The organism is Microbacterium pseudoresistens, from assembly GCF_013409745.1.
Lineage (GTDB): Bacteria > Actinomycetota > Actinomycetes > Actinomycetales > Microbacteriaceae > Microbacterium > Microbacterium pseudoresistens.
Genome location: NZ_JACCBH010000001.1, coordinates 1,599,156 through 1,620,186, shown reverse-complemented (window position 1 = coordinate 1,620,186; position 21,031 = coordinate 1,599,156). Strand labels below are relative to the sequence as shown.

General features: G+C 66.8%; 30 protein-coding genes. 2 read left to right on the top strand and 28 right to left on the bottom strand.

Features of this window, described 5'->3' with window-relative positions:
• Positions 1-5 precede the first annotated feature (5 nt).
• The 22 genes from BKA02_RS08065 to rpsJ all read right to left on the bottom strand — a co-directional run bounded on the left by BKA02_RS08065 (position 6) and on the right by rpsJ (position 11,645).
• Positions 6-599 (bottom strand): adenylate kinase, encoded by a 594-nt coding sequence (locus BKA02_RS08065; RefSeq protein ID WP_179432946.1) that lies wholly within the window; start codon positions 597-599, stop codon positions 6-8.
• The gene (secY, locus tag BKA02_RS08060) at positions 596-1,918 is read right to left on the bottom strand and encodes a preprotein translocase subunit SecY (RefSeq protein ID WP_179432944.1); all 1,323 of its coding nucleotides are present in this window, start codon (positions 1,916-1,918) and stop codon (positions 596-598) included. The genes BKA02_RS08065 and secY overlap by 4 nt, the downstream gene beginning before the upstream one ends.
• Positions 1,919-2,020: 102 nt before the next feature.
• Positions 2,021-2,677, bottom strand: a complete 657-nt coding sequence (gene rplO / locus BKA02_RS08055; protein ID WP_218844498.1) for a 50S ribosomal protein L15 — start codon at positions 2,675-2,677, stop codon at positions 2,021-2,023.
• A complete protein-coding gene (rpmD, locus tag BKA02_RS08050) occupies positions 2,677-2,862 on the bottom strand; it encodes a 50S ribosomal protein L30 (protein ID WP_179432942.1) in 186 nt (61 codons plus the stop codon). The genes rplO and rpmD overlap by 1 nt, the downstream gene beginning before the upstream one ends.
• Positions 2,862-3,572 (bottom strand): 30S ribosomal protein S5, encoded by a 711-nt coding sequence (gene rpsE, locus BKA02_RS14505; protein WP_343045375.1) that lies wholly within the window; start codon positions 3,570-3,572, stop codon positions 2,862-2,864. Before rpsE ends, rpmD begins: the two co-directional genes overlap by 1 nt.
• Positions 3,569-3,928 carry a 50S ribosomal protein L18 gene (rplR, locus tag BKA02_RS08040; protein WP_179432938.1) on the bottom strand — a complete coding sequence of 120 codons (360 nt, stop codon included), beginning with the start codon at positions 3,926-3,928 and terminating at the stop codon, positions 3,569-3,571. Before rplR ends, rpsE begins: the two co-directional genes overlap by 4 nt.
• 2 nt (positions 3,929-3,930) lie before the next feature.
• Complete coding sequence (gene rplF / locus BKA02_RS08035; protein WP_179432936.1) at positions 3,931-4,467, bottom strand: 50S ribosomal protein L6; 537 nt, start codon at positions 4,465-4,467, stop codon at positions 3,931-3,933.
• A gap of 6 nt (positions 4,468-4,473) precedes the next feature.
• Positions 4,474-4,872, bottom strand: coding sequence for a 30S ribosomal protein S8 (gene rpsH / locus BKA02_RS08030; protein ID WP_179432934.1), 399 nt, complete (start codon positions 4,870-4,872; stop codon positions 4,474-4,476).
• Positions 4,873-4,990: 118 nt separating this feature from the next.
• Positions 4,991-5,581, bottom strand: a complete 591-nt coding sequence (rplE, locus tag BKA02_RS08025; protein WP_179432932.1) for a 50S ribosomal protein L5 — start codon at positions 5,579-5,581, stop codon at positions 4,991-4,993.
• Positions 5,581-5,940: a 50S ribosomal protein L24 gene (rplX, locus tag BKA02_RS08020; protein WP_179432930.1), complete on the bottom strand. Its 360-nt coding sequence runs from the start codon at positions 5,938-5,940 to the stop codon at positions 5,581-5,583. Before rplX ends, rplE begins: the two co-directional genes overlap by 1 nt.
• 2 nt (positions 5,941-5,942) lie before the next feature.
• Positions 5,943-6,311, bottom strand: a complete 369-nt coding sequence (gene rplN, locus BKA02_RS08015) for a 50S ribosomal protein L14 (RefSeq protein WP_179432928.1) — start codon at positions 6,309-6,311, stop codon at positions 5,943-5,945.
• Positions 6,308-6,619, bottom strand: a complete 312-nt coding sequence (rpsQ, locus tag BKA02_RS08010) for a 30S ribosomal protein S17 (RefSeq protein ID WP_179432926.1) — start codon at positions 6,617-6,619, stop codon at positions 6,308-6,310. The genes rplN and rpsQ overlap by 4 nt, the downstream gene beginning before the upstream one ends.
• On the bottom strand, positions 6,619-6,933 hold the full coding sequence (gene rpmC / locus BKA02_RS08005) for a 50S ribosomal protein L29 (protein WP_179432924.1): 315 nt from the start codon (positions 6,931-6,933) through the stop codon (positions 6,619-6,621). Before rpmC ends, rpsQ begins: the two co-directional genes overlap by 1 nt.
• Positions 6,933-7,352, bottom strand: coding sequence for a 50S ribosomal protein L16 (rplP, locus tag BKA02_RS08000; RefSeq protein ID WP_179432922.1), 420 nt, complete (start codon positions 7,350-7,352; stop codon positions 6,933-6,935). The genes rpmC and rplP overlap by 1 nt, the downstream gene beginning before the upstream one ends.
• Entirely contained in the window at positions 7,352-8,101 is a 750-nt protein-coding gene (rpsC, locus tag BKA02_RS07995) for a 30S ribosomal protein S3 (protein WP_179432920.1), read from the bottom strand. The genes rplP and rpsC overlap by 1 nt, the downstream gene beginning before the upstream one ends.
• On the bottom strand, positions 8,101-8,499 hold the full coding sequence (gene rplV, locus BKA02_RS07990) for a 50S ribosomal protein L22 (protein WP_179432918.1): 399 nt from the start codon (positions 8,497-8,499) through the stop codon (positions 8,101-8,103). Before rplV ends, rpsC begins: the two co-directional genes overlap by 1 nt.
• A gap of 26 nt (positions 8,500-8,525) precedes the next feature.
• Positions 8,526-8,807, bottom strand: a complete 282-nt coding sequence (gene rpsS, locus BKA02_RS07985) for a 30S ribosomal protein S19 (RefSeq protein WP_179432916.1) — start codon at positions 8,805-8,807, stop codon at positions 8,526-8,528.
• Positions 8,808-8,819: 12 nt separating this feature from the next.
• Complete coding sequence (rplB, locus tag BKA02_RS07980) at positions 8,820-9,659, bottom strand: 50S ribosomal protein L2 (protein WP_179432914.1); 840 nt, start codon at positions 9,657-9,659, stop codon at positions 8,820-8,822.
• Positions 9,660-9,679: 20 nt separating this feature from the next.
• Positions 9,680-10,003 (bottom strand): 50S ribosomal protein L23, encoded by a 324-nt coding sequence (gene rplW / locus BKA02_RS07975; protein WP_179432912.1) that lies wholly within the window; start codon positions 10,001-10,003, stop codon positions 9,680-9,682.
• Positions 10,000-10,662, bottom strand: a complete 663-nt coding sequence (gene rplD, locus BKA02_RS07970) for a 50S ribosomal protein L4 (RefSeq protein WP_179432910.1) — start codon at positions 10,660-10,662, stop codon at positions 10,000-10,002. Before rplD ends, rplW begins: the two co-directional genes overlap by 4 nt.
• A gap of 3 nt (positions 10,663-10,665) precedes the next feature.
• Positions 10,666-11,325, bottom strand: coding sequence for a 50S ribosomal protein L3 (rplC, locus tag BKA02_RS07965; RefSeq protein WP_179432908.1), 660 nt, complete (start codon positions 11,323-11,325; stop codon positions 10,666-10,668).
• Between the two features lie 11 nt (positions 11,326-11,336).
• The gene (gene rpsJ, locus BKA02_RS07960) at positions 11,337-11,645 is read right to left on the bottom strand and encodes a 30S ribosomal protein S10 (RefSeq protein WP_017201594.1); all 309 of its coding nucleotides are present in this window, start codon (positions 11,643-11,645) and stop codon (positions 11,337-11,339) included.
• A 530-nt stretch (positions 11,646-12,175) separates the two neighbouring features.
• Here rpsJ and BKA02_RS07955 point away from each other — a divergent pair.
• Positions 12,176-13,180: a hypothetical protein gene (locus BKA02_RS07955; protein WP_179432906.1), complete on the top strand. Its 1,005-nt coding sequence runs from the start codon at positions 12,176-12,178 to the stop codon at positions 13,178-13,180.
• A 156-nt stretch (positions 13,181-13,336) separates the two neighbouring features.
• Here BKA02_RS07955 and BKA02_RS07950 read toward each other — a convergent pair whose 3' ends face one another.
• The 6 genes from BKA02_RS07950 to BKA02_RS07925 form a co-directional block, all read right to left on the bottom strand.
• Positions 13,337-13,561: a hypothetical protein gene (locus BKA02_RS07950; protein WP_179432904.1), complete on the bottom strand. Its 225-nt coding sequence runs from the start codon at positions 13,559-13,561 to the stop codon at positions 13,337-13,339.
• Between the two features lie 161 nt (positions 13,562-13,722).
• The gene (gene tuf, locus BKA02_RS07945; protein WP_179432902.1) at positions 13,723-14,916 is read right to left on the bottom strand and encodes an elongation factor Tu; all 1,194 of its coding nucleotides are present in this window, start codon (positions 14,914-14,916) and stop codon (positions 13,723-13,725) included.
• A 150-nt stretch (positions 14,917-15,066) separates the two neighbouring features.
• Positions 15,067-17,181: an elongation factor G gene (gene fusA, locus BKA02_RS07940; RefSeq protein ID WP_179432900.1), complete on the bottom strand. Its 2,115-nt coding sequence runs from the start codon at positions 17,179-17,181 to the stop codon at positions 15,067-15,069.
• 121 nt (positions 17,182-17,302) lie between these two features.
• Positions 17,303-17,773, bottom strand: a complete 471-nt coding sequence (gene rpsG, locus BKA02_RS07935) for a 30S ribosomal protein S7 (RefSeq protein ID WP_179432898.1) — start codon at positions 17,771-17,773, stop codon at positions 17,303-17,305.
• 5 nt (positions 17,774-17,778) lie between these two features.
• Positions 17,779-18,147, bottom strand: coding sequence for a 30S ribosomal protein S12 (gene rpsL, locus BKA02_RS07930; RefSeq protein ID WP_017201609.1), 369 nt, complete (start codon positions 18,145-18,147; stop codon positions 17,779-17,781).
• Positions 18,148-18,426: 279 nt separating this feature from the next.
• Positions 18,427-20,430 carry a S1 family peptidase gene (locus BKA02_RS07925; RefSeq protein WP_179432896.1) on the bottom strand — a complete coding sequence of 668 codons (2,004 nt, stop codon included), beginning with the start codon at positions 20,428-20,430 and terminating at the stop codon, positions 18,427-18,429.
• Between the two features lie 151 nt (positions 20,431-20,581).
• Between BKA02_RS07925 and BKA02_RS07920 the strand changes: the two genes are divergently transcribed.
• Positions 20,582-21,001, top strand: a complete 420-nt coding sequence (locus BKA02_RS07920) for an META domain-containing protein (protein ID WP_179432894.1) — start codon at positions 20,582-20,584, stop codon at positions 20,999-21,001.
• Positions 21,002-21,031: the final 30 nt, after the last annotated feature.

The window sequence follows — 21,031 nt, the reverse complement described above, 5'->3', positions numbered from 1 at the left end:
GGCCCTCAGGCGACGACGCGGTCGAGACCGCGCGCGGCCAGCGCCGCGAAGATGCGCTCGGTGATCTCGTCCAGCCCCCCGACGCCGTCGATGCGCTCCACGATGCCGCGCGAACCGTACGCGTCGACGATCGGCGCCGTCTCGTTCTCGTAGATGTCGAGGCGGTGCGCGATGGCCTCGGGGGTGTCATCCGTGCGGCCCTGCTCCGTCGCACGCAGCTGCAGGCGGGCCATGCTCTCTTCGCGGGGCACCTCGAGCAGGATGACGGCGTCGAGCGACGCACCCTGGGCGGTGAGGAAGGCATCCAGATCCTTGACCTGCGCCGCGTTGCGCGGGTAGCCGTCGAGGAGGAAGCCGGGCTCGGCGTCGGGCTGCGACAGGCGGTCGCGCACGATCTCGCCGGTCAGCTTGTCGGGAACGAGGTCGCCCTTGTCGAGGATGGCGGTGACCTTCTTGCCCAGCTTCGTGCCCTGCGTGATGTTCGCGCGGAAGATGTCGCCCGTCGAGACGACGGGGACGCCGAAGGCCTCGGCGATGCGCACGCCCTGCGTGCCCTTGCCGGAGCCCTGCGGCCCCACGATCAGAAGTCGAGCGGTCATCGCAGAAGCCCTTCGTAGTGGCGCTGCTGCAGCTGCGCATCGATCTGCTTCACCGTCTCAAGACCCACGCCCACGATGATGAGGATCGACGCACCGCCGAACGGGAAGTTCTGGTTCGCGCTGACCGTGGCCAGGGCGATCAACGGAATCAGCGCGATCACGCCCAGGTACAGCGATCCGGGGAACGTGATGCGCGTGAGCACATAGTCGAGGTACTCGGCCGTCGGGCGCCCCGCACGGATGCCGGGGATGAAACCGCCGTACTTCTTCATGTTGTCGGCGACCTCGACGGGGTTGAACGTGATCGCGACGTAGAAGTAGGTGAAGCCGATGATGAGCAGGAAGTACACCGCCATGTACAGCGGGTGATCGCCCGTGACGAAGTACTGCATGATCCAGGTGGCCCACTCCGGCGGAGCCGAGCCGTCCTGCGGGATGTTGAACTGGGCGACCAGCATCGGGATGTACAGCAGCGACGAGGCGAAGATCACCGGGATCACACCGGCCATGTTCACCTTGATCGGGATGTACGTGTTCGTGCCGCCGTATGTGCGCCGGCCGACCATCCGCTTGGCGTACTGCACGGGGATACGCCGCTGCGACTGCTCGATGAAGACCACGAGCGTCATCACCACGATGCCTATCGCGAGCACGAGGAGGAAGACCTCGAAGCCGCGGGCCTCCCAGATTGCCTGCATGGCGCCGGGGAAGGTCGCCGCGATCGAGGTGAAGATCAGCAGCGACATGCCGTTGCCGATACCACGCTCGGTGACCAGCTCGGCGAACCACATGATGAGGCCCGTGCCGGCGGTGAGGGTGATGATCATGAGCAGCTGCGCCCACCACACGTCGTTGGTGAGCAGCTGGTTGCACGCGGCGACGCCGCTCTGGCCGAACAGCTGACCGCTGCGGGCCACGGTCACCAGCGTGGTCGACTGCAGCAGCGCCAGGGCGATCGTGAGATAGCGCGTGTACTGGGTGAGCTTGGCCTGCCCGGCCTGCCCCTCCTTGTGCAGCGTCTCGAAGTGCGGGATGACCACGCGCAGCAGCTGCGTGATGATCGTCGCCGTGATGTACGGCATCACGCCGAGGGCGAAGATCGACAGCTTCAGCAGCGCGCCGCCGGAGAAGAGGTTGACGAGCCCGAGCAGGCCGTCGGTGCCGGAGTTCAGCGCAATGCACTCCTGCACGTTCGGGAAGTGCACGAACGGTGCGGGAACGGTGGAACCGAGTCGGTAGATCGCGATGATCGCGAGCGTGAATCCGATCTTCCGACGCAGATCCGGCGTGCGGAAGATCCGCGCGATGGCGCTAAACAAGGGCTTGCCTCCTGAAGGGGTGGCCGATCCGAGTGACAGACGGCCGAAAACCAGGGTAACCCAAGAGGGGCCGGAGAATCTCTCCGGCCCCTCTTGCGGCGGTTACTTGACGGAACCGCCCGCCGCGACGATCTTCTGCTCGGCAGAGCCCGAGACCTTGTCGACCGACACGGTGAGCTTGACGGCGATGTCGCCGTTTCCGAGCACCTTGACCTTCTCGTTCTTGCGCACCGCGCCCTTGGCGACCAGGTCGCCCACGGTGACCTCGCCACCCTTCGGGTACAGCTCGGCGAGCTTCTCCAGGTTCACGACCTGGTACTCGACGCGGAACGGGTTCTTGAAGCCGCGCAGCTTCGGGGTGCGCATGTGCAGCGGCATCTGCCCACCCTCGAATCCGACGCGCACGGTGTTGCGGGCCTTCGTGCCCTTCGTGCCGCGACCGGCGGTCTTGCCCTTGGAGCCCTCACCGCGACCCACGCGGGTCTTGGCGGTGTTGGCGCCGGGAACAGGACGCAGGTGGTGCACCTTGAGCACGCCGGGGCGCGAGACCGTGTCATCCGACTTCTTGGCGGCGGCCTTGGCCGGAGCCTTCTTGGCGGCCGGCTTCTTCTCGGCGGTCTTCTCCGCGGCCTTGGGGGCTGCGGCCTTCTTCGCCGCGGCCTTGGGGGCAGCGGCCTTCTTCTCGGCGGCGGCCTTGGGAGCGGCAGCCTTCTTCGGAGCCTTCTCGGCCTCGACGGCGGCGTCGTTCTTCTCAGCCATTAGTCGATCTCCTCAACCTTGACGAGGTGAGCGACGGTGCGCACGTACCCGCGCGTCTGCGCGTCGTCCGGGCGGACGGTGGTGTCACCGATCCGCTTCAGACCGAGGCTGCGCAGCGTGTCGCGCTGGTTCTGCTTCTCACTCACCTTGGACTTGATCTGCGTGACCTTGAGGCGCGCAGCCATCAGGCACCTACCTTCTCGGCTGCGGCAGCCGCAGCGGCCTTCTCCTCGTTGCGGATGATGATCCCCGGAACGACGGCGTCGTAGGCGAGTCCACGACGAGCGGCGACGGCGCGCGGCTCCTCGAGCGACTTCAGCGCCTCGACGGTGGCGTGGACGATGTTGATCGTGTTCGACGAACCGAGCGACTTCGACAGCACGTCGTGGATGCCCGCGCACTCGAGCACGGCGCGCACCGGACCACCGGCGATGACACCGGTACCGGCGGCGGCCGGACGCAGCAGCACGACACCGGCAGCGGCTTCGCCCTGCACGGGGTGGGGCACCGTGGTGCCCACGCGCGGAACGCGGAAGAAGTTGCGCTTGGCCTCTTCGACGCCCTTCGAGATGGCGAGGGGGACCTCGCGGGCCTTGCCGTAGCCGACACCCACGAGACCGTTGCCGTCGCCGACCACGACGAGCGCGGTGAAGCTGAACCGGCGGCCGCCCTTGACGACCTTCGACACGCGGTTGATGGTCACGACGCGCTCGAGGAACTGGTTGTCGCCACGGTCGCGGGAGTTGCGGTCACGACCGCCCTGGCCGCGGTCGCGGCCTCCGCGGCGACCCTGGCGCTCGTCGCGCTGCGGCTGCTCCGACGCGGCGGTGTTCTCCGCGGGCGCCTGGGCAGCAGACTGCTCGGTGGTCACTTCGTTCTCCTTGTTGTCACTCACAGTGCCAGACCCCCTTCACGGGCGCCATCGGCGATGGCGGCGACGCGACCGGCGTAGCGGTTGCCGCCGCGGTCGAACACCGCCTCGGAGACGCCGGCGGCCTTCGCACGCTCGGCGACGAGCTCGCCGACCTTGCGGGCCTTCGCCGTCTTGTCGCCGTCGAGGGCGCGCAGATCGGTCTCGAGCGTGGAGGCGGATGCCACCGTACGTCCCTTGCCGTCGTCGACCAGCTGCACGAACACGTGGCGCGCGGAGCGGGTGACCACCAGACGCGGACGCGCCTCGGTGCCGACGATCTTCTTGCGAAGGCGGGCGTGACGACGCGCGCGGGCGTCGGACTTCGACTTCACAGCCATGGTTACTTACCAGCCTTTCCGGCCTTGCGACGCACGACCTCGCCGGCGTAGCGCACGCCCTTGCCCTTGTACGGCTCGGGCTTGCGGATCTTGCGGATGTTCGCAGCCGCCTCGCCGACGGCCTGCTTGCTGATGCCGCTGACGGTGAGCTTGTTCGTGCCTTCCACCGTCAGGGTGATGCCCTCGGGGGCGTCGACGAGCACGGGGTGCGAGAAGCCGAGGGCGAACTCGACCGAGCTGCCCTTCTGCTGCACGCGGTAACCGGTGCCGACGACCTCGAGGCCCTTGGTGTAGCCCTGGGTCACGCCGATGATGTCGTTGTTGATGAGGGTGCGGGTGAGGCCGTGCAGCGACCGCGACTCGCGCTCGTCGTCGGGGCGGGTGACCAGAACCTGGCCCTCCTCCACGGCGACCTCGATGGGGGCGGCCACGGTGAGCGAGAGCTCGCCCTTCGGGCCCTTCACCGACACATCCCGGCCGTCGACCGAAACGGTCACACCCGCGGGGATCTCGATGGGAAGTCGTCCAATACGCGACATGTCAGATCACCACACGTAGGCGATGACTTCTCCGCCTACGCCCTTCTGCTCAGCCTGACGGTCGGTGAGAAGACCGGAGGAGGTGGACAGGATGGCCACGCCCAGGCCGCCGAGCACCTTGGGGAGCTCGGTCGAACGTGCGTAGACGCGCAGGCCGGGCTTCGACACGCGCTTGATGCCGGCGATCGACCGCTCGCGGTTCGGGCCGTACTTGAGCGTCAGCGTGAGGTTCTTGCCGACGCGGGCGTCGCTGAGCTCCCACCCGCTGATGTAGCCCTCCTGCTGGAGGATGTCGGCGATGTGCGTCTTGAGCTTGCTCGAGGGCAGCGTCACGGAGTCGTGGTGCGCCGAGTTCGCGTTGCGCAGACGGGTCAGCATGTCTGCGACCGGGTCTGTCATTGTCATTTGCTTCTTCTTTCGATCATGAGGTTTCGATGCCCGTTACACGGACACCGACCTTCGTGAACACACAATCTTCAATTGTACGGGGTGGGGCGAGGTGCGCTGCACCCCGCCCCCGCCGTCACGCCGGGGCGTCGGTCGCCTTGAACGGGAAGCCGAAGTGGCGCAGCAGCGCACGACCCTCGTCATCCGTCTTGGCGGTCGTCACCACGGTGATGTCGAATCCACGGACGCGATCGATCTTGTCCTGGTCGATCTCGTGGAACACGCTCTGCTCGGTCAGGCCGAAGGTGTAGTTGCCGTTGCCGTCGAACTGCTCGCCCGACAGTCCGCGGAAGTCGCGGATGCGGGGAAGGGCGAGGTTGACGAGGCGGTCCAGGAACTCCCACGCGCGGTCGCCGCGGAGGGTGACGTGCGCACCGATGGCCTGGCCCTCGCGCAGCTTGAACTGCGCGATCGACTTCTTCGCCTTGGTGACGATCGGCTTCTGGCCGGTGATCTTGACGAGATCGTCGATCGCGCCGTCGATCACCTTGCTGTCGCGAGCCGCCTCACCGACACCGGTGTTGACGACGACCTTGACCAGGCCGGGGATCTGCATGACGTTCTTGTAGCCGAACTCGTCCTGCAGCTTCTGCTGGATCTCGTTCTTGTACTTCTGCTTCAGGCGCGGCTGGATCTTGCCAGCCGGCGCGGCAGTGTCGGTGCTCATCAGAGGTCCTTACCGCTCTTCTTCGCGTAGCGCACGCGGACCGTGCGCTTGACGCCGTCCTTGACCTGCTCCTCGACGCGGTGGCCGACACGGGTCGGCTTCTTCGTCTCGGGGTCGACGAGTGCGACGTTCGAGATGTGGATGGGGGCCTCGATGGTCTCGATGCCGCCCGTCTTGGTGCCGCGCTGCGTCTGGCCGACGCGCGTGTGCTTGGTGGCGTAGTTCACGCCCTCGACGATCACGCGGTTCTGCTCGACGAGGACCTCGAGGACCTTGCCCTGCTTGCCGCGGTCGCCGCCCTTGTCCTGGCGACGGCCAGAGATGACCTGAACCAGGTCGCCCTTCTTGATGTTCGCCATGATCAGATGACCTCCGGGGCGAGCGAGACGATCTTCATGAACTTCTTGTCGCGAAGCTCACGACCGACCGGTCCGAAGATGCGGGTGCCGCGGGGCTCCCCGTCGGTCTTCAGAAGCACGGCGGCGTTCTCGTCGAACTTGATGTACGAGCCGTCGGGACGGCGCGTGGACTTGACGGTGCGGACGATGACGGCCTTGACCACATCGCCCTTCTTGACGTTGCCGCCCGGGATCGCATCCTTGACCGTCGCGACGATCGTGTCACCGAGTCCGGCGTAGCGACGGCGCGAGCCGCCGAGGACGCGGATGGTGAGCAGCTCCTTCGCGCCGGTGTTGTCGGCGACCTTGAGGCGGGACTCCTGCTGGATCACTTGGCCTTCTCCAGAATCTCCACCAGACGCCAGCGCTTGGTGGCGCTGAGCGGGCGGGTCTCGCTGATGACGACGAGGTCGCCGATGCCTGCCGAGTTGGTCTCGTCATGCACCTTGCGCTTCTCCGTGCGGCGGATGACCTTGCCGTACAGGGGGTGCTTCACGCGGTCCTCGACCTCGACGACGATGGTCTTGTCCATCTTGTCGCTGACGACGTAGCCGCGCTGCGTCTTGCGGTATCCGCGGGCGTCCGCGTCGCGCACATCGTGCGCGGCGTGCTCCGCGGCCGCAGCCTTCTTCTCAGCCATTACTCGGCTTCCTCCTTCGGCGCCTCGGCCGCTTCGGCCTTCTTCGCCTTGCTCTTGGACGCCTTCTTGGCCGGAGCCTCGACCGGAGCCGGCGTCGCACGGATGCCGAGCTCGCGCTCACGGATCACGGTGTACAGGCGCGCGATGTCGCGCTTGACGGCGCGGATGCGGCCGTGGCTCTCCAGCTGGCCGGTGGCCGACTGGAAACGGAGGTTGAACAGCTCCTCCTTGGCCTTGCGCAGCTCCTCGACGAGGCGCTGGTCTTCGAACGTGTCGAGCTCGGTCACAGCGAGCTCCTTGGTTCCGATCGCCATTACGCGTCGCTCCCCTCGCGCTTGATGATGCGTGCCTTGAGCGGCAGCTTGTGAATGGCACGGGTCAGTGCCTCACGAGCGAGCTGCTCGTCGACACCAGCGACCTCGAAGAGGACGCGGCCCGGCTTGACGTTGGCGACCCACCACTCCGGCGAACCCTTACCGGAACCCATGCGGGTCTCGGCGGGCTTCTTGGTGAGCGGACGGTCGGGGTAGATGTTGATCCACACCTTGCCGCCACGCTTGATGTGACGGGTCATCGCGATACGGGCGGCCTCGATCTGACGGTTCGTCACGTAGGCCGGGGTCAGCGCCTGGATGCCGAAGTCGCCGAAGGAGACCTTCGTGCCGCCGGTGGCCTGACCATCCCGCTTCGGGTGGTGCTGCTTGCGGTACTTGACCTTACGAGGGATAAGCATCAGGCAGACGCTCCTTCTGCGACGGGGGCCTCGTTGCGCGGGCCACGACGGCGGTCGCCGCCACGGTCGCGCGACGGCTTCTGGTTGGCCTGCTCGCGAGCGAGCTCCTTGTTGGTGAGGTCGCCCTTGTAGATCCAGACCTTCACGCCGATGCGGCCGAAGGTGGTCTTGGCCTCGTAGAAGCCGTAGTCGATGTTCGCGCGCAGCGTGTGCAGCGGCACACGACCCTCGCGGTAGAACTCCGAGCGGCTCATCTCGGCGCCGCCGAGACGACCGGAGACCTGGACGCGCACGCCCTTGGCACCGGCGCGCTGGGCACCCTGGAGGCCCTTGCGCATCGCGCGGCGGAACGCCACACGAGCAGACAGCTGCTCGGCGATGCCCTGCGCGACGAGCTGAGCGTCGGCCTCGGGGTTCTTGACCTCGAGGATGTTCAGCTGGATCTGCTTGCCGGTGAGCTTCTCGAGGTCGCCGCGGATGCGCTCGGCCTCGGCGCCGCGGCGGCCGATGACGATACCGGGACGCGCGGTGTGGATGTCCACCCGAACGCGGTCACGGGTGCGCTCGATCTCGATGTTCGAGACGCCGGCGCGGTCGAGCTGCGTCTGCAGCAGCTTGCGGATACGGATGTCCTCGGCGACGTAGTCGGCGTAACGCTGGCCGGGCTTCGTCGAGTCCGAGAACCAACGCGACACGTGGTCCGTCGTGATGCCGAGGCGGAAGCCGTACGGGTTTACCTTCTGTCCCATTACTTGCTCGCCTTCTTCGTCGTGGCGTCGGCGGCGACCTCAGCGGTCTCCGGCGTCGCCAGCACGACCGTGATGTGGCTCGTGCGCTTCTTGATCTGGAACGCGCGGCCCTGGGCGCGGGGCTGGAAACGCTTCAGCGTCGTCCCCTCGTCCACGAAGGCGTTCTTCACGTACAGGTCCTGCTCATCCAGGTACTCGCCGTCGCGGTCCGCCTTCACCTGGGCGTTGGCGACTGCCGACTCCACAAGCTTGAAGATGGGCTCGCTGGCGCTCTGCTGGGCGAACTTCAGAATGGCCATGGCCTCCTGAGCCTGCTTGCCCTTGATGAGCGCGACGACACGACGAGCCTTCTGAGGGGTCACGCGGATGTGTCGCACGCGTGCGATGGACTCCACCATTTCTCTCTCCTCTGTGCGTCGCCGCGTCAGCGGCGACGGCCCTTCTTGTCGTCCTTCTCGTGGCCGCGGAAGGTGCGGGTGGGCGCGAACTCGCCCAGCTTGTGTCCGACCATGGACTCGGTCACGAACACGGGGATGTGCTTGCGACCGTCGTGCACGGCGATGGTGTGACCCAGCATGGCCGGGATGATCATCGAACGGCGCGACCAGGTCTTGATGACGTTCTTGCTGCCGGCTTCGTTCTGCCCGACCACCTTGCGAAGCAGGTGCTCGTCGACGAAGGGGCCCTTCTTGAGACTACGTGGCATCTTCCTCTACTCCTACTTGCGCTTCTTGCCGGCGGTACGGCGACGAACGATGTACTTGTCGCTTTCCTTGTTGGCGTGACGGGTGCGACCTTCGGCCTGGCCCCACGGAGTGACGGGGTGACGACCACCGGAGGTCTTGCCCTCACCACCACCGTGCGGGTGGTCGACCGGGTTCATCGCGACACCGCGGACGGTCGGGCGCACGCCCTTCCAGCGCTTGCGGCCGGCCTTTCCCCAGTTGATGTTCGACTGCTCGGCGTTGCCGACCTCGCCGATCGTGGCGCGGCAGCGCGCATCCACGTTGCGGATCTCGCCCGAGGGCAGACGCAGCTGGGCGTAGGGACCGTCCTTGGCGACGAGACGCACCGAGGCGCCCGCCGAACGGGCCAGCTTCGCGCCGCCGCCGGGACGGAGCTCGATCGCGTGGATCACCGTACCGGTGGGGATGTTGCGCAGCGGCAGGTTGTTGCCCGGCTTGATGTCGGCCGACGCGCCGTTCTCGACGACGTCGCCCTGCTTCAGCTTGTTCGGGGCGAGGATGTAGCGCTTCTCGCCGTCGAAGTAGTGCAGCAGCGCGATGCGTGCGGTGCGGTTGGGGTCGTACTCGATGTGGGCGACCTTGGCGTTGACGCCGTCCTTGTCATTGCGACGGAAGTCGATGACGCGGTACTGGCGCTTGTGGCCACCACCGATGTGACGGGTCGTGATGCGGCCCTGGTTGTTGCGGCCACCGGTCTTGCTCAGCGGGCGCAGCAGCGACTTCTCCGGCGTGGATCGGGTGATCTCGGCGAAGTCGGCCACCGACGAACCGCGGCGACCCGGGGTCGTGGGCTTGTACTTGCGAATAGCCATGTTCTGTCCTTATCCCCCGGTCAGTTCACTGCCGTGAAGATGTCGATGGTGCCCGACTTCAGGGTGACGATGGCGCGCTTGGTGTCCTTGCGCTTACCGGTGCCGAAGCGGGTGCGACGGGCCTTGCCGACGCGGTTGATCGTGTTGACCCCGGCGACCTTGACGTCGAAGATCTTCTCGATGGCGAGCTTGATCTCGGTCTTGGAGGCGCGCGGGTCGACGAGGAACGTGTACTTGCCCTCGTCGATCAGTCCGTAGCTCTTCTCCGAGACGACAGGCTTGAGGATGATGTCGCGCGGGTCCTTGTTGTTCGCCGTGGCGAGCACGTTGTCCTGGGCGCTCATGCGGAGGCCTCCTCGGTCGCGCCGGACTTCGCCGCGACGAACGCGTCGAAGGCGGCCTTGGTGAAGACGATGTCGTCGGAGACGATCACGTCGTAGGCGTTGAGCTGGTCGAAGCTGAGCACGTGCACGTAAGGCAGGTTGCGCACGCTCTTGACCGTCAGCTCGTCGTCGCGCTCGGTGACGATGAGGACGTTCTTCGAGGGGGCGACCTCGGCGAGGTACGCCGCGGCGGCCTTGGTCGACGGGGTTCCGTCGATGCCGAAGGACTCCACGACGTGCAGGCGCTCACCGCGGAAACGGTCGCTCAGCGCGCCCGCGAGGGCGGCGGCGATCATCTTCTTGGGGGTGCGCTGCGAGTAGTCGCGGGGCTTGGGGCCGTGGACGATGCCACCGCCGGTCATGTGCGGCGCGCGGATCGAGCCCTGACGGGCGTTACCCGTGCCCTTCTGCTTGAAGGGCTTGCGGCCGGCACCGGAGACCTCACCGCGACGCTTGGTCGAGTGCGTTCCCTGGCGCGCCGCAGCGAGCTGCGCCACGACGACCTGGTGGATGAGCGGGATGTTCGTCTTGACGTCGAACACCGAGGCGGGCAGCTCCACGGAGCCGGCCTTCTTGCCTGCGGCGCTGCGCACGTCGAGCGCGAGAGTCGAGTCAGCCATGGACTAGGCCCCCTTCACAGCGTTGCGGACGTAGACGATGCGGCCGCGCGCACCGGGGACGGCGCCCTTGACGAGCAGCAGACCCTTCTCGGCGTCGACGGCGTGCACCGTGAGGTTGAGGACGGTCACGCGCTCGCCACCCATACGGCCGGCCATGCGCATGCCCTTGAAGACGCGGCTCGGGGTCGACGAGGCGCCGATCGAACCGGGCTTGCGGTGGTTGCGGTGCGCACCGTGCGAGGCGGAGACGCCCTTGAAGTTGTGGCGCTTCATGACACCGGCGGTGCCCTTGCCCTTGCTGGTGCCGACGACGTCGACCAGCTGGCCCGACTCGAAGGTGCCGTCCACCGTGATCTCCTGACCGAGTGAGTAGTCAGCAGCATCCGCGGTGCGGACCTCGGTGACGTGACGGCGCGGCGTGACGCCGGCGGCCTCGAAGTGGGCGGTGAGGGGCTTGGTGACCTTGCGCGGGTCGATCTGGCCGTAAGCGATCTGCACGGCGTTGTAGCCGTCCTTCTCGGGGGTACGGACCTGGGTGACCACGTTGGGCGCCAGCTCGATGACGGTGACGGGGACGAGCTTGCCGTCCTCGTTCCACACCTGGGTCATGCCGAGCTTGGTGCCCAGCATGCCCTTGGAAATCTTTGCGTTGATGTCAGCCATGTCGAGACCCCTTACAGCTTGATCTCGATGTTGACGTCAGCCGGCAGGTCGAGACGCATCAGCGAGTCGACGGCCTTGGGCGTCGGGTCGACGATGTCGATCAGACGCTTGTGCGTGCGCATCTCGAAGTGCTCGCGGCTGTCCTTGTACTTGTGGGGCGACCGGATGACGCACACGACGTTCTTCTCGGTCGGAAGCGGCACGGGGCCGACGACGGTCGCGCCCGCACGGGTCACGGTGTCGACGATCTTGCGTGCCGAGGTGTCGATGACCTCGTGGTCGTACGACTTCAGGCGAATGCGGATCTTCTGTCCCGCCATTTGTCTGGCTCACTCTCTTCACAGCGTCTTACCGACCCGCGCCAGGTGGGCGCGGGGGCATTGGACGCACTTCGGCGCTCTTCACGCCACGCGCATGGCCCTTCCGTGGAAGAACCTCTGCACCACTGTTCTGCTGTCAGCCCGGTGCCTTGCGGCGTCCGGATGCCGACCCCCGCGCATGGCGGGGCCCCGGTGAGGAGGTGTCGGTTGTGTGTTCTGCTGCCCGCGGCCCAGAACCCTGCGCGGTCGCGCCGTCTGTGCACTGCCGTGACAGTGATCCGCGGCACGCCGAAACGGCTGCGGAATGTGGAACTTGTCTATTCTGCCATGCCCGATTCACGTTCTGCAAACCCGGGCGTGTCGCGCTCCCGCGCCTCCGCCCTCAGGTGCCCCGCATCGCCCTGTCGGGCGGGATTCCGGGCCATTCGGGGCACCCGAGTTCTCCTCCCCATGCCATCGCATCGTGCGGGTTCTCCCCGGGTTCTGCGCGGGCGCCCCGGCACGCACGCTCCGCGCGCAATGCTCTTCGGATGCGCAGAGCTCCGCTCCCCCCGTCCCTCGGTTCGGCGTTCACCATCGCCGACGCACAACGCGCGGGTGTCACGGCCAAACGCCTGCGGCGCCCCGAACTGCTCGCCCCGTTCCCCGGGGTGCGGATGCAGCCGACGGTGCCCGGAGACGACGATCCGCTCGTCGACGACACGGCACAGCTCGTCTCGCGTCTCGCCGCGGCCTACGCCCTTCGAGCCCCTGCCGGGTTCTTCTTCGTCGGCTCGACCGCGGCCGCCATCCTCGGCATCCCGCTGCCCCGTGCGGCCTTCCCGCGGCTCTCGGGCGTCGACGACTTGCCGCACGCCCTGATGCTCGAGGTCGCGACATGGGCTCCCCGCAACGCACCGCGCGGGCGGCGCATCCGCGGCCAACGCCTCCTCCCCGCCCTGGCGCCGGTGCGGATCGCCGACGGGATGCCGGTGATCGCGCCGGCATCCCTCTGGGCCTCGATGGGCGACCGGCTCGACCTCGACGATCTCGTCGCGCTCGGCGATGCCATCGTGCGCCATCCCCGTATCCCGGGGCCTGGTGGCCGTCGGCTTCGACCGCCGCTTGCCGACCACGACGAGCTGCGCGCGGCGATGACCGCGGGGCGGCGCCGCGGCAGCGCCGCGTTGCGCACAGCGCATCCGCTCATTCGCGTGGGGTCCGCCTCGCGCCCCGAGACGCACCTCCGGCTGCTGCTCACCCGCGACACAGACCTGCCCCAACCCGCGCTCGACGTGGACGTCAGCGACCGGCGCGGTGCGTTCCTGGGCTGCAGTGAACTGGCCTACCCCCGGTTCAGGGTCGCCGTGGAGTACGAGGGCGACTACCACCGGGTGCACCGAGACCGGTGGAACCGGGACATCGACAAGTACCAACGGTACGGGGAGGCGGGCTGGCGGATCGTGCGGATCACGCGCGCGCGTCTGTACCGCGAGCCTGCGGAGGCCCTTCGGCGAGTGCGAGCGACGCTGCGCGCAGCGGGGTGGACCCCATGATCTCCCGGCTCGGGTGCCCCGATCCGCCCGCAGGCGACGAACAAGGGGCGAACGCGGGCACCTGAAGGACACGGAACACACGGATGCGAGGCGCGCCGACGCAGAAGGGCGGCTCCCCCGGAGGAGCGCCGCCCTTGGTCGGTGGTGAGCGTCAGCTCACTCGTTGCCGATCTGCTTGTCGATGTTGTCGCGAACTCCGTCGATCTTCTCGCTGGCGTCCGGGGCGACCTTCTTCGCGAAGTCGGCCACTCCATCGAGGATCTTGTCGCTGATGCCTTCGGCCTGCTCGCTGTGCAGAGCGTCGCCCAGCTTCTCCTTGTTCGACTCGATGAACTCCTTGCCCTTGTTCACGGCGTCACCGATCTGGTCTTCGATACCCATTGGCGTCCCTTTCGCTCTCCCACACCAGACGATTGCTGGCCTGAGTCCTTTTTATCGTCAAACGCGCCAAGACGGAAGAGTAATCGTCACACGAGCCCGCCGGGTACGACAGAGGGGCCGGGCACATGGCCCGACCCCTCTGCGAGAAGCAGTGCTACCGCTTACTTGATGACCTTGGTCACCGTTCCGGCGCCGACGGTGCGGCCACCCTCACGGATGGCGAAGCCGAGGCCCTCCTCCATGGCGATCGGCTGGATCAGCTCGACCGTCATGTCGGTGGTGTCGCCGGGCATGACCATCTCGGTGCCCTCGGGCAGCGAGATGACGCCGGTGACGTCGGTGGTGCGGAAGTAGAACTGCGGACGGTAGTTCGTGTAGAACGGGTTGTGACGGCCACCCTCGTCCTTGTTCAGGATGTAGGCGGTGCCCTCGAAGTCCGTGTGCGGGGTGATCGAACCCGGCTTCACGACGACCTGGCCGCGCTCGACGTCCTCGCGCTTGAGGCCGCGGAGCAGCAGACCACAGTTCTCGCCGGCCCAGGCCTCGTCGAGCTGCTTGTGGAACATCTCGATACCCGTGACCGTGGTCTTCTGCGTCGGGCGGATGCCGACGATCTCGACCTCGGAGTTGATCGCCAGGGTGCCGCGCTCGGCGCGACCGGTGACGACCGTGCCACGACCGGTGATCGTGAAGACGTCCTCGATCGGCATCAGGAACGGCTTGTCCTTGTCGCGCACCGGGTCGGGGATGTTCTCGTCGACGGCGTCCATGAGGTCGACGACCGACTGAACCCACTTCTCGTCGCCCTCGAGAGCCTTCAGGCCCGAGACGCGCACGACCGGAGCGTCGTCGCCCGGGTAGCCCTGCTTGGAGAGCTCCTCGCGGACCTCCATCTCGACGAGCTCGAGGATCTCCTCGTCGTCGACCATGTCGGCCTTGTTCAGCGCGACGAGCAGGTACGGCACGCCGACCTGCTTGGCGAGGAGGATGTGCTCCTTCGTCTGGGCCATCATGCCGTCGGTCGCGGCGACCACGAGGATCGCGCCGTCCATCTGGGCGGCACCGGTGATCATGTTCTTGATGTAGTCGGCGTGACCCGGGGCGTCGACGTGAGCGTAGTGACGCTTGGGGGTCTCGTACTCGACGTGCGAGATGTTGATCGTGATACCGCGCTGGCGCTCCTCGGGAGCGGAGTCGATCGTGTCGAAGTCGCGCTGGACGTTCACGTCCGACGGGAACTTGTCGGCGAGCGTCTTCGAGATCGCTGCGGTGAGCGTGGTCTTGCCGTGGTCGACGTGACCGATCGTTCCGATGTTCACGTGCGGCTTGGTCCGCTCGAACTTGGCCTTAGCCACTGGGTCCTCCTCAGGACGTCATGTAGAGCGGCCGGACGCCGGTTTGCGGCCGGATCTCTACGGGATGATGTTTCTCAGTTTACTTGAGACGCGATATGAAGTTGTGTGTCCGCCGGATCGGACCCGTGAGCCCGATCCGGCGTCAGAGCGTTACTCGCCCTTGGTCTTCTGGACGATCTCGTCGGCCACGGCCTTCGGGACCTCCGCGTAGCTGTCGAACTCCATCGAGTAGACCGCACGGCCCGAGGTCTTCGAGCGCAGGTCGCCGATGTAGCCGAACATCTCCGACAGCGGCACCGATGCGCGCACGACCTTGACGCCCTGGGCGTCTTCCATCGACTGGATCTGGCCGCGACGCGAGTTCAGGTCGCCGATGACGTCGCCCATGTACTCCTCCGGCGTACGCACCTCGACCGCCATGAGCGGCTCGAGGAGCACCGGGTTCGCACGACGAGCGGCCTCCTTGAAGCCCATGGAGCCGGCGATCTTGAACGCCATCTCCGAGGAGTCGACGTCGTGCGCGGCACCGTCGACGAGCGTCGCCTTGACGCCCACCATCGGGTAACCGGCCAGGATGCCGACGTTCATCGCATCCTGGAAGCCGTGGTCCACCGAGGGGATGTACTCGCGCGGCACACGGCCGCCGGTGACGGCGTTGACGAACTCGTACGTCGTGTCGGCCGTGACCTCGAGAGGCTCGATGTTGAACTGGATCTTCGCGAACTGACCCGATCCACCCGTCTGCTTCTTGTGGGTGTAGTCGTGCTTCTCGACGGCCTTCTTGATCGTCTCGCGGTAGGCCACCTGGGGCTTTCCGACGTTCGCCTCCACGCGGAACTCGCGCTTCATGCGGTCGACGAGGATGTCGAGGTGCAGCTCGCCCATTCCCTTGATGGTCGTCTGACCGGTCTCGGGGTTGAGCTCGGTGCGGAAGGTCGGGTCCTCTTCGGCGAGCTTCTGGATCGCCGTGCCCAGCTTCTCCTGGTCGGCCTTCGTCTTCGGCTCGATGGCGACCTCGATGACGGGCTCGGGGAACGTCATCGACTCGAGCACGACGGGGTTCGCCGGGTCGGCGAGGGTGTCACCGGTGGTGGTGTCCTTCAGGCCGATGACGGCGTAGATGTTGCCCGCGGTGAGCGAGTCGACCGGGTTCTCCTTGTTGGCGTGCATCTGGAAGATCTTCCCGATGCGCTCCTTCTTGCCCTTGGTCGAGTTGACGACGGCCGAACCGGAGTCGAGGTGACCGGAGTACACGCGCACGTAGGTCAGACGACCGAAGAACGGGTGCACGGCGACCTTGAAGGCCAGCGCCGAGAACGGATCGTTCGCGTCGGGGTGACGCTCGATGACCTTCTCCTCGTCCTTCGGGTCGTGCGCTTCGATGGCGCCGACGTCGAGGGGGTTGGGGAGGAAGTCGACGACCGCGTCGAGCATCGGCTGCACGCCGCGGTTCTTGAACGCCGAACCGCACAGCACCGGATAGATCTCGTCGGCGATCACGAGCTTGCGGATCGCGCCCTTGATCTCGGCGACCGTGAGCTCCTCGCCGCCGAAGAACTTCTCCAGAAGCTCCTCGTCGGTCTCGGCGACCGTCTCGAGCAGCTGCTGACGGTACTGCTCGGCCTTGTCCCTGAGGTCGGCCGGGATGTCCTGGATCTCGTACGACGCACCCATGGTGACATCGCCCTTGGAGTCGCCAGGCCACACCAGCGCGCGCATCTCGATGAGGTCCACGACGCCGATGAAGTCGTTCTCGGCGCCGATCGGCAGCTGGAGCACGAGCGGCTTGGCGCCCAGGCGGTTGATGATCGTGTCGACGGTGTAGTAGAAGTCGGCGCCGAGCTTGTCCATCTTGTTGACGAAGCAGATGCGCGGAACGCCGTACTTGTCGGCCTGACGCCACACGGTCTCGGACTGGGGCTCGACGCCCTCCTTGCCGTCGAAGACGGCGACGGCACCGTCGAGGACGCGGAGCGAACGCTCCACCTCGACGGTGAAGTCCACGTGGCCGGGGGTGTCGATGATGTTAATCTGGTTGCCGTTCCAGAAGCAGGTCACGGCGGCAGAAGTGATCGTGATGCCGCGCTCCTTCTCCTGCTCCATCCAGTCGGTGGTCGACGCACCGTCGTGGGTCTCGCCGAGCTTGTGGTTCACACCCGTATAGAACAGGATGCGCTCGGTCGTGGTGGTCTTACCGGCATCGATGTGCGCCATGATGCCGATGTTGCGGACCTTGCTCAGGTCGGTGAGCACGTCTTGTGCCACGGGACTCTTCCTTATCTCGAAGATTGCGATCAGTGGCGTTCCGTCTCGCTGCGCCCGCTCACCGGCCGGACGGGGTCGGTGAGCGGGCGATATTCAGCGTGACGAGACGCGGTGAGGTGTCTTACCAGCGGTAGTGAGCGAACGCGCGGTTCGACTCGGCCATCTTGTGGGTGTCCTCGCGGCGCTTGACCGCGGCACCCAGACCGTTCGAGGCGTCCAGGATCTCGTTCTGGAGACGCTCGGTCATGGTCTTCTCACGACGGCTCTTCGCGTAGCTGACGAGCCAGCGCAAGGCGAGGGTGTTCGCGCGGTGCGGCTTGACCTCGACCGGAACCTGGTAGGTCGAGCCGCCGACGCGGCGGCTGCGGACCTCGAGCGTGGGGCGCACGTTGTCGAGCGCCTTCTTCAGCGTGGCGACAGCATCCTCGCCGTTCTTGGCGTTGACACCGGCGAGGGCGCCGTAGACGATCGACTCGGCGAGCGACTTCTTGCCGTCGACGAGGATCTTGTTCACCAGCGAGGTGACGATCGGTGCGCCGTAGACCGGGTCGTTGACGACGGGGCGCTTGGGGGCGGGACCCTTACGAGGCATCTAACTCAACCCTTCTTGGCGCCGTAGCGGGAACGAGCCTGCTTACGGTTCTTGACGGCCTGGGTGTCCAGGGCACCGCGGACGATCTTGTAGCGCACACCGGGGAGGTCCTTCACACGACCGCCGCGGACCAGCACGAGCGAGTGCTCCTGCAGGTTGTGGCCCTCGCCGGGGATGTAGGCGGTGACCTCGGTGCCGTTGCGCAGCTTCACACGGGCGACCTTGCGCATCGCCGAGTTCGGCTTCTTCGGGGTGGTCGTGTACACGCGGGTGCACACGCCGGCCTGCTGGGGGTTCGACTTCAGGGCGGGTGCCTTGGTCTTGGTGACCTTGGGCGAGCGACCCTTGCGAACCAACTGCTGAATGGTTGGCACGTTCTCTCCTCATAGTGCTGCACGGTGACAGCGTGATGGATTTCACATCATGACCCGCCGGCACACCGGAATGGGTGTGCTGTGTTGGTGGGTATGCCGTGGGGGCGGATCCGACGAGTGTCGGCGCCCTTTCGCGCACGCCGGAGCGCACGTGTTCCCGTCCATGGTAATCCGGCCTAACCTCGCCGGTCAAATGCGGCAGGACGACACGCCGCGAACACGCGGAAAGCGCGCCCCCGGTGCGGGGACGCGCTTTCCGTCAGTGCGTGCTGCCGGGGATTACTCCGCGGCGGCGTTGCGGCGCATGCGCGCGATCAGCAGGACCGAGCCGGCGATGAGCACGAGTGCCCCACCGACGATGCCCGTGCCGAGCAGCGCTCCACCGTCGGCACCCGTACCGGGGAGCTGACCGTTGGGGTCGTCCGTCGGGGTCGGGGTCGGGGTGGTGGCGGCGACGATCGTGAAGGTCGAGGAGACCACCGCGCTCGTCTCACCGTTCAGCGACTGCGAGGCGCCGATCGTGTAGGTGCCCTCGGCGAGCTGGTTGCTCACCTCGACAGCCCAGTTGCCCTCGGCGTCGACCGTCACGGGCGGGAGCGTGTCACCCGAGGAACCGTTGCCGAGGCTGACCTCGACCTCGGCGCCGGCGACACCGGTGCCGGTGATCGCAGACGGCGACGTGGTCAGCTCAGCGCCGTTGGCCGGGCTGGTGATGACCGGAGCGGCCAGCGCGGCCTGGACGACCGTGAAGCTGACGTTCGTCGTCTGCACGTCGGCGCCCAGCGTCTGGGTCGCGGTGACCTCGGCAGCGCCGTACTCGGCGTCGCCGATGATCGACCAGGTGCCGCCGTCGGCGACCGTGGTGGTGCCGGTGACGTCACCGGTCAGCTCGATCGTGGCGCCTGCGGCGCCGGTGCCCGAGATGGTGACCTGCGGGCCGGTGACCTCGGATCCCTCGGCCGGCGAGGTGATCACCGGCGAGGCGATGGCAGCGGCTTCGACCTTGATCGAGTACGGCACGGTGTCGGACTTGTTGTAGCCCGCGTCCTTCACCTGGAGGGTGAAGTCGTGGGTGCCGGGCTCGCTCGGAGCCGTGGCGGTCCAGTTGCCGTCATCGCCGATGACGATGTCGCTGCCGAACCCGGTCAGCGTGAGGCCCGCGGGGCCCGTGCCGGAGATGGTGGCACCCGGTGCAACGGTCGAACCCGAAGCGGGGGAGGTCACGGCCGGCTCGGCCAGGTCGAGCATGACGGTGTAGCCGTCGGCCTGGACGAGGGCGTTGGACAGGTCGGTCGCGAACGACTCGGTGCCGTTGCCGCCCGAGAGCACGCCGACCGCGGCGTTGCCCTTGACGAACGAACCGCCGGAGTCGCCGCCGCGGCTGACCGCGTCGGTCCAGAAGCCGTAGACGACGTGGCAGTTGGTCGGCGGGTCGGTCGTGACGTCTTCACACACGTTGACGTACGACTGGATCTCGGTGACCGAGCCCTCCTGCTTGCCGGTCGAGCGACCGGAGCGGAAGATCGAGTCGCCGACAGCGACCGTGCCCACAGAGGTGATCGCGGTGCCGGAAGTCGAGAGGTCCTCGCTCTCCCAGCTGCTCCAGTCGGTGACCTTCGGCAGCAGGTTGAGGGCGGAGTTGTCGACCGAGATCGCGGAGATGTCGGTCGAGGTCAGGTCGCCGGCCGATCCGGCGCTTCCACCGGGGCCGCCCCACTGCGAGAACTCGAACGAGCCGACGTCGCCGAAGCGGGTCACGGTGTACGTGGGCTCCTCGCCGGGGAAGTACGGAGCGTCGTCGTCGCTGGGCAGCGAGCGCGTCACGACGTCGCCCACCTCACCGCAGTGACCGGCGCTGAGGATGATGGGGTCGCCGCTCGGCGACCAACCGCTGAATCCGAACGAGCAGACCGCACTGGCGTTCTCGTTGATGAGCCCGGCGCCACCGACGACGTCATCCGTCGTCTGAGCCTGGACGTAGCCGCGGTTCTTGATGACGATGTTCGAGTACTCGGCGAGCAGCTCCTTGGCCGCGGCCGCCTTCTCGTCATCGGTCACGGACACGACGATGTCGGATCCGTTGAAGCCCACGCCGTTGACGACGTCGGCGTGCTCGGTCAGCAGCGACGTCGCAAAGGCGTCGTACTGATCGCCGAGCACCGGCGCCGTCTCGGTCTGGACGTCGCTCGCGAATGCGGGAGTGACGATCAGCCCTCCGCCGGCGAGTGCAGCAGCGACGCCGACAGCGGCGACCTGTCCTGCTCTACGGAATGATTTCTTCACCTTGGATCCCTCTGGTTATCGGACACGATTTGAGCGAGGCAGGGTAGTTCCCCCCAACTTCACTGAGTCTCCCTAGAAGAGACACAGCCTCTTCACAGTAACCCATGAGGATAGTGTTTGGGGAGTCAGAGTTTTCGAGAGGGTGATCCTCATGCGCATCAAGACGACCGCATCCACAGTTCTCTTCGCCTCAGGAATGCTGCTCCTCGCAGGGTGCGCATCCACCGCCGGAGGAGCCTCGACCCCCACCGAAGTGCCGGAGCCGTCAGAGGCGCCGTCCAGCGCTCCCACGCTCGTCTCCGCATGGCAGAGCACGCAGACCGGAGAGCCGAAACTCTCGATCTACGACGACGGCACGTTCGCTGCGAACGACGGCTGCAACGCCTTCAACGGCACGTACGCGCAGAACGGCGACGCGCTCGATTTCACCATCTCGGTGGGCACCCAGAAGGGATGCCCCGACATCGACACATGGCTGGAGCACATCGATACCGCGACCGTCGCGGACACGACTCTGCAGGTGTTCGACGCCGAGGGCACGGCCATCGGCACACTCGACGCCAAGAAGTGAATCTCGGGACCGTCGAGTCTCAGGCTCGTC